3 protein-coding genes and 1 riboswitch are annotated in these 6,122 nt (G+C 77.8%); all 3 genes read left to right on the top strand.

Annotation, left to right across the window (positions count from 1 at the left end; all coding sequences use genetic code 11):
- The first annotated feature begins 286 nt into the window (after positions 1–286).
- Positions 287–1,714 (top strand): helix-turn-helix transcriptional regulator, encoded by a 1,428-nt coding sequence (locus SM793_RS28435; protein WP_320441159.1) that lies wholly within the window; start codon positions 287–289, stop codon positions 1,712–1,714.
- A 163-nt stretch (positions 1,715–1,877) separates the two neighbouring features.
- Positions 1,878–2,001, top strand: a riboswitch (SAM riboswitch).
- Between the two features lie 321 nt (positions 2,002–2,322).
- Entirely contained in the window at positions 2,323–5,334 is a 3,012-nt protein-coding gene (locus SM793_RS28440; protein ID WP_320441160.1) for a helix-turn-helix transcriptional regulator, read from the top strand.
- A gap of 297 nt (positions 5,335–5,631) precedes the next feature.
- Complete coding sequence (locus SM793_RS28445; protein ID WP_320441161.1) at positions 5,632–5,853, top strand: SIMPL domain-containing protein; 222 nt, start codon at positions 5,632–5,634, stop codon at positions 5,851–5,853.
- Positions 5,854–6,122 lie beyond the last annotated feature (269 nt).

Here is a 6,122-nt window from a genome sequence, read left to right on the forward strand (position 1 = left end):
TCCGTCAAGTACCGCCGAGGAGCGTCAAAATGCCTTTGACGAGCGGGAGCTGACGGCGGAAAAGACGTTCGGGCAGGTCGGACCGGTCGGAGAGGTTGAGACCGGTGGCCGGTGAGGTAGAGACCAATAGAGGGGAGAGGTCGAGACCATCGCGTGGAGAGGTTGAGACCAGAGTGCGGAAGTGGTTGAGACCACCTCATGTACGGCGGGGCCCTCGTCCAGTACCGTCCTCCTCAGCGGACCTCTCCCACCGGAGGGCCCGGAACGCACTCGGGAGGGCAGCCCCGTGCACGGCAACCGGGCGGCGACCACGCCCGTCGAGGACCACCTCTGGCGGGCCTTCGGCCTGAGGCTGCGCCAGTGGCGCCGCCGCGCCGGACTGACCCAGGCCCAGCTCGGCGCCGAGATCGGCTACGACCACACCGCCGTCAGCAAACTGGAGCACGGCACCCGCCGCACCAGCCCCCGGATCGCCGACCGCCTCGACGACCTGCTGCACGCCGGCGGCGAACTGCGCGCCGCCTGCCGCCTCGCCGAGGAGGCCCCGGCCCCCGCCGCCGCCGCCGAGGTGCCCCCGGCCGCCGCGCCCGCACCCGCCCCGGCGCCGCCGCCCGGGGACTGGACCCGCCCCCCGCTGCCCGGCCCGCCCGTCGCCGCCCTCGCCCCCGCCCTGCCCCCCGGCCTCGCCGCCCACCTGCCCGACCGCCTCCCCGACTACGGGCTGCTCTGCCCCCTCCACGACGCCGCCGGCTGCGCCGTCCCCGGCCCGGCCGACCTGGCCGCCCTGCACACCGCGTTCCGCGCCGCCGACCCCGACACCGCCGCCCCGGTCGACCCCGACACCGCCCACGCCCTGGCCGGACTGCTCGCCGCCCACCTGCGGGCCGGCGACAGCCCCACCGCCCCCGGCACCGCGGCCGTCGAGGACACCCTGCGGGTCGTGCTCCGCCGCCTCGCCGCCCACCCGGCCGGCCCCGACCGCCGCCCGCTGGCCCGGCTCGCCGGCGAGTACGCCCACGCCGCCGGGGCCCTGCGGATGCAGGACGGCCGCAACGCCACCGCCATGGCCTGCTTCACCCGCGCGCTCGGCTGGGCCGAACTCGCCGGGGACCACGCCACCCAGGTGGCCGCGCTCAGCGACATGAGCTTCCTCGCCCGCCTCGACGGCGACCCGGACGCCGCCCTCGGCTACGCCCGCGAGATCTCCCGGGTGGCGCCCGCCCGGCACTGGGCCGGCGCCATGGGGCAGATCGCCCAGGCCCGCGCCCACGCCATGACCGGCGACGTCCGCGCCACCGTCCGCCACCTCGGCCGCTCCCGGCTCCACCTCGACCACATCGGCATCCACGACGAGTCCGACGCCGCCTGGCTCTCCATCGCCTCGATGCGGCTGCGGGTCGAGGCCGGGGCCGCCGCCGCCCTGCGCGACGCCGCCGCCGCCGTCGACGACCCCCGGCTGGCCCGCCGGGCCGTGCACGCCGCCGAGACCGCGCTGGCCCTGCTCGCCCCCGACCAACTGCCCTCCGCCCGCCTGCTGTTCACCGTCCGGGTGGCCGACTGCCACCTGCTCGCCCAGGACCCGCGGGCCGCCGCCGACCTGCTCGGGCCGGTGCTCGCGGCGGCCGGCGGCGGGGCGGACGGGCTGCCGCCGCTGGTCCGGCGCGAACTCGCCGGGCTGCGCCGCCGGCTGGCCGGGCACGGACTGGCGGGGTGAGGCGCGGCCCGGGCCGCGGGGAACGCCGCCGGGGCCGGGGCGGCCGCACTGTGGCGGGCGTGTTGCGCGACCGTAACGCCCCGTGGCGAACCGGCCGGTGGGCCGGATTCCGGGACCCGCTGCCGATTGACGCGCTCGCCCGGCGCTTCCTAGACTCGAGGGCGGCGAAGAGTGTCAGCCCCAAGGCCCCGGCCGGCTGACCGGCAACCCCCACACTGCGGTGGGGTGCCCCGGGGATAAGCCAGGTGAGGGTGCGTCCGACCGACGGACCGTCACAAGCGCGGTTTTTGGGCCCGGGAGGGCGCGGGGGACGGAGAACGTCGTGGAACAGCGGGCAGGTGGACAGCGCGCCGGTTCGCAGCCGTCGTCGCCCATCGGTTCGCGTACGACGTCCGCCGCCCCGCCGCTCCGTGCCGGCCTCCGCCTGGTCGCCCGCCTCGACGTCGACCTGCTGCGGCGCGCCAGCTCCCTCTGTCGCTGAGCCGGTCGGCCGGCCGGGCGCCTTCCGCCCGCCCCGGTCGGTCCGTCCGATTCCCTCGCCCACGAACCCGCGCGAGGAGGAGCGCCCAGCGGCCCGTCCTCCCGTGCGCCCTGCACCAGGAGAACGGATGTCCCCCCTTCCCGTGTCCCCGCCGTACGATCCGTACGATCCGTCGAGAACCCCGCCGGCCGGCCGCGAGTCCGAGTACCGGCGGCTGCACCACGCCCTCGACCGCTGCTCGGCCGGCGCCGGAAGCGTCATCGTGCTGCACGGTTCCGTCGGCAGCGGCCGCAGCGACCTGCTCTACGCGTTCACCGACACCGCCGCCGAGCGCGGCGTCCAGGTCCTGGTCGGCACCGGCTCGCCGCTGGAACGCGAGTTCCCGCTCGGCCTGGCCCGACAACTCCTCCAGGGCGCCGACCTCGCCCCCGAGGAGGCCGCCACCGCCGAGGCCCTGCTCGCCGAGGGCGCGGCCGGCGGCACCGTCCCCGCCCCGTCCGACCGCCCCGCCGGACGGCTCACCCAGCGCGTCCTGGAGGGCCTGTTCCGGCTGGTCCGCGGCCTGGCCGAACGCGCCCCCGTGCTGATCGCCGTCGACGACCGGCAGGACGCCGACCCGCAGTCCCTGGAGTTCCTGCTCTACCTGGTCCGCCGCACCCGGGGCACCGGCGTGCTCACCGTCCTCAGCTCGCGCGAGACCATGACCCCGGCCCATCCGCTGTTCGAGGTCGAACTCGCCCGCCAGCCGCACCACCAGCACATCCGGCTCGACCTGCACAGCGTCGAACTCGTCGCCGAGGTGCTGCGCACCCGCCTCGGCGCCGCGGCCGCCGAGCGGCACGCCGCCGAGGCGCACACCCTCACCGGCGGCAACCCGCTGCTGGTGCACAGCCTCGTCGGCGACCAGGACCGGGCCGGCAGCCCCGGCACCCTGGTCGTCGGCGAGGGCTACCGGCGCGGCCTCATGCACTGCCTGCACCGGATCGACCCGCTCGCCCTGCACTACGCGCGCGGCGTCGCCGTGCTCGGCACCGGGGCCACCCCGGAACTCCTCGCCGAACTGCTGCTGCTCGCCCCCGACGCGCTGCCCCGGGCGCTGTACCTGCTGCACGCGGCCGGGCTGTTCCGCGACGGCGGCTTCCGCCACCCCACCGCCGCCGGGGACCTGCTCGCCGCGATGCGCCCGCTCGAACTCGCCGCCCTGCACCAGCGGGCCGGCCGGCTCCTGCGCGCCGCCGGCGCGACGGCGGCCACCGTCGACGGGCACGCCAGGGTGGCCGAGGGGCACCTGCGCAGCTCGCTCGGACCGGCGCCCGCCGCCGGTTCCGGGGATCCCGGCGCGGTGCTGCCGGAGTTCGGCGGCGGCGGGGTCTGGGAGGTGCCCGGCCCTGGGGCCGCGGCGGCGGTGGACGTTGCCGGGGAGGACGTCGCGGTGAAGGACGTCGCCGAGGAGGAGGCCGCCGCCACCGGTGGCTTCGGACCGGTACCGGCCCACGCCTTGCAACTGTGGACCGGCCCGGCGCCCGCCGGCCCCGCCGTCGAATGCGTCCCCACCCTCCCCGGCACCGTCACCGACGCCGACACCGCGCTGCGCCACGAACTCAAGCGCCTGCGCCACCACTTCTGGCACGGCCGGATCGACGAGGGCACCGCCGCGCTCGCCCGCTTCGAAGCCGTCCCCGGCCAGGCCGTCCACACCGAGGCCCTGCGGTACTGGCTCGCCTACTGGTACCCCGCGCTGCTCCCCAACCCCGCCCGCCGGACCGGGCCGCAGGACGGCGCCACCGCCGACCGGGGCGACGGCATGCGGCTGCTCGCCGCCCTCCTCGCCGGCACCGTGTCCCCCGAGGACGCCGTGGTCCGCGCCGAACTCGTGCTGCGCGCCGGGCGCCTCGGCGGGGTGCGCACCGAATCGCTCACCGCCGCGCTCACCGTCCTCCTCTACGCCGACCGCGCCGACCGCGCCACCCACTGGTGCGCGCCGCTCGCCGAACGCGCCGGGGCCCGCTGCGGAGCCCACTGGAACGCCCTGCTGGCCGCGCTGCGCGCCGAGGCGGCGCTGCGCCAGGGCGACCTGCGGAGCGCCGACGAGGCCGGGCGTGCCGCGTTCGCGCACGTCCGGCCGGAAGCCTGGGGCGTGGCCGTGGGGCTGCCGCTGGCGACCATGGCGGCCGCCCGGACCGCGCTCGGCCTGCACCAGGACGCGGCGCACTTCCTGGAGCTGGCCACCCCCGCGGGCCTGGAGCACACGCCCGCGGGCCTGCACCACCGGTACGCGCTGGCCGGTCACCGGCTCGCCCTCGGCCGGGCCGAACAGGCCCTCGCCGACTACCGCGCCTGCGGCGACACCATGGCCCGCTGGGGCCTGGACCACCTCCCGGCCATCGCGCCCTGGCGGCTCGGGGCGGCCCGCGCCCAGCTCGCCCTCGGCCGGCCGGGCAGCGCCGCCGCCCTCGCGGACCAGCAGCTCGCCCGGCTCGGGCCGGTCGGCCACCCGAGGATCCGCGGCCTGGCGCTGCGGATCCGGGCGGCGGCGGGCGGACCGGCCGAGCGGACGGAGCTGCTGGAACGCGCCGTCGTACTGCTGGAGGAGGCCGGTGCGGAGTCCGAGCTGGCAGCGGCGCTGGGGGAGTTGAGCGAGGCCCACCAGCACGACGGCGACCCGGGCCGGGCCCGCCGCGCGGACCGCCGCGTGCGCCGGACCCCGGCGCTGGCGGTGGTGCCGGTCCGGCCGCCGGCGCCGGTGCCGGCGCCGGTGTCGTCGCTGCCGGTGTCCCTGCTGCCGGTGGGGGCCGTTCCCTCGGCCGGGGCCGGTGCGCTCCTTGGGGCCTCCCTCCCCGGGGCCGGACCGCTCCCGGTGGCCGTCCCGGCTTCGGAGGGCACTGCCGGAGGGCTCTCCGAGGCTGAGGGGCGGGTCGCCGAGCTCGCCGCGCGCGGCCTGTCCAACCGGGACATCGCGCGCAAGCTCTACATCACCGTGTCAACCGTCGAGCAGCACCTCACCCGGGTCTACCGCAAGCTCGGCGTCCGCCGCCGGGTCGACCTCGCCCGGCTGCTCGGACCGGTCCCGCCGGGCGCCGCCGCCGACGCCCCGCCGCGCCCGGACTTCCCCCGCCGGGCGGACCTGGTCGCCGGCTGAGGACGGCGCGGCCCGCGCGGCCCGCGCGTCGGACCGACGCCCCGGACGCCCCGGACGCCCCGGACACCGCGGACGCCCTGGACACCGCGCCGGGGGCGTCCGGGTCCGCGTGCCCTTTCCCTGACAGCGTCGTTCTCGTCGGCAGGAAGCCGATCATCGCTGTGGTGGATGCCCCCGGGATCTGCTGTTGGCTGATGTGCGGCTGACATGTCCGGTGCCCCGCTTGATGCCGGGGCCCCAGGGCGTGTTGATTCCGGAAGCGCCGGGGCCGGCCCGGCCACGGGCGAAGGGACCCCCATGCAGGACTCCACATCCGTCAACGGCGAGGCGACGGCTCCCACACTGGAAGAAGCCCGGAGCCTGGCCGCCAAGAGTGCGCAGGGCCGTGCCGAGCAGTACGCACTCCTGACCGGCCGGAAGCTCGGGCGGGCGATCAGCATTTCCGAAGGCGAAGCCACCGAGGCCACCGAGGGTGCGCAAGCTCGCGCGGTCGTCTCGGTGACGTACGAGCTTCGGTAGTCCACGCCCCCGGGTCGGCCGGGCCCTACGACGCGGGCCGTCCGCACGTACGGGCGTGCCCTGCGGCTGGTGAAGCACGTTGGGGCACGGTGGCCGGACCGCCCCGGCCACTCCCACCGAATACCAGTCCGGAAAGCGGTCGAAGCGCGTGACAATCCGGCTGTGGCGCTCGCCTTACGGAGCGTTGCGGTGTCCGGGTGCCCGGGTGCCCGGGTGTCCGGGTGTGCGGTCGGGGGGGGGCCCCCCCCGGCGGGGGGCGCCCCCCCCGC

This window comes from Kitasatospora purpeofusca, from assembly GCF_034043715.1.
GTDB classification, from domain to species: Bacteria; Actinomycetota; Actinomycetes; order Streptomycetales; family Streptomycetaceae; genus Kitasatospora; species Kitasatospora purpeofusca_A.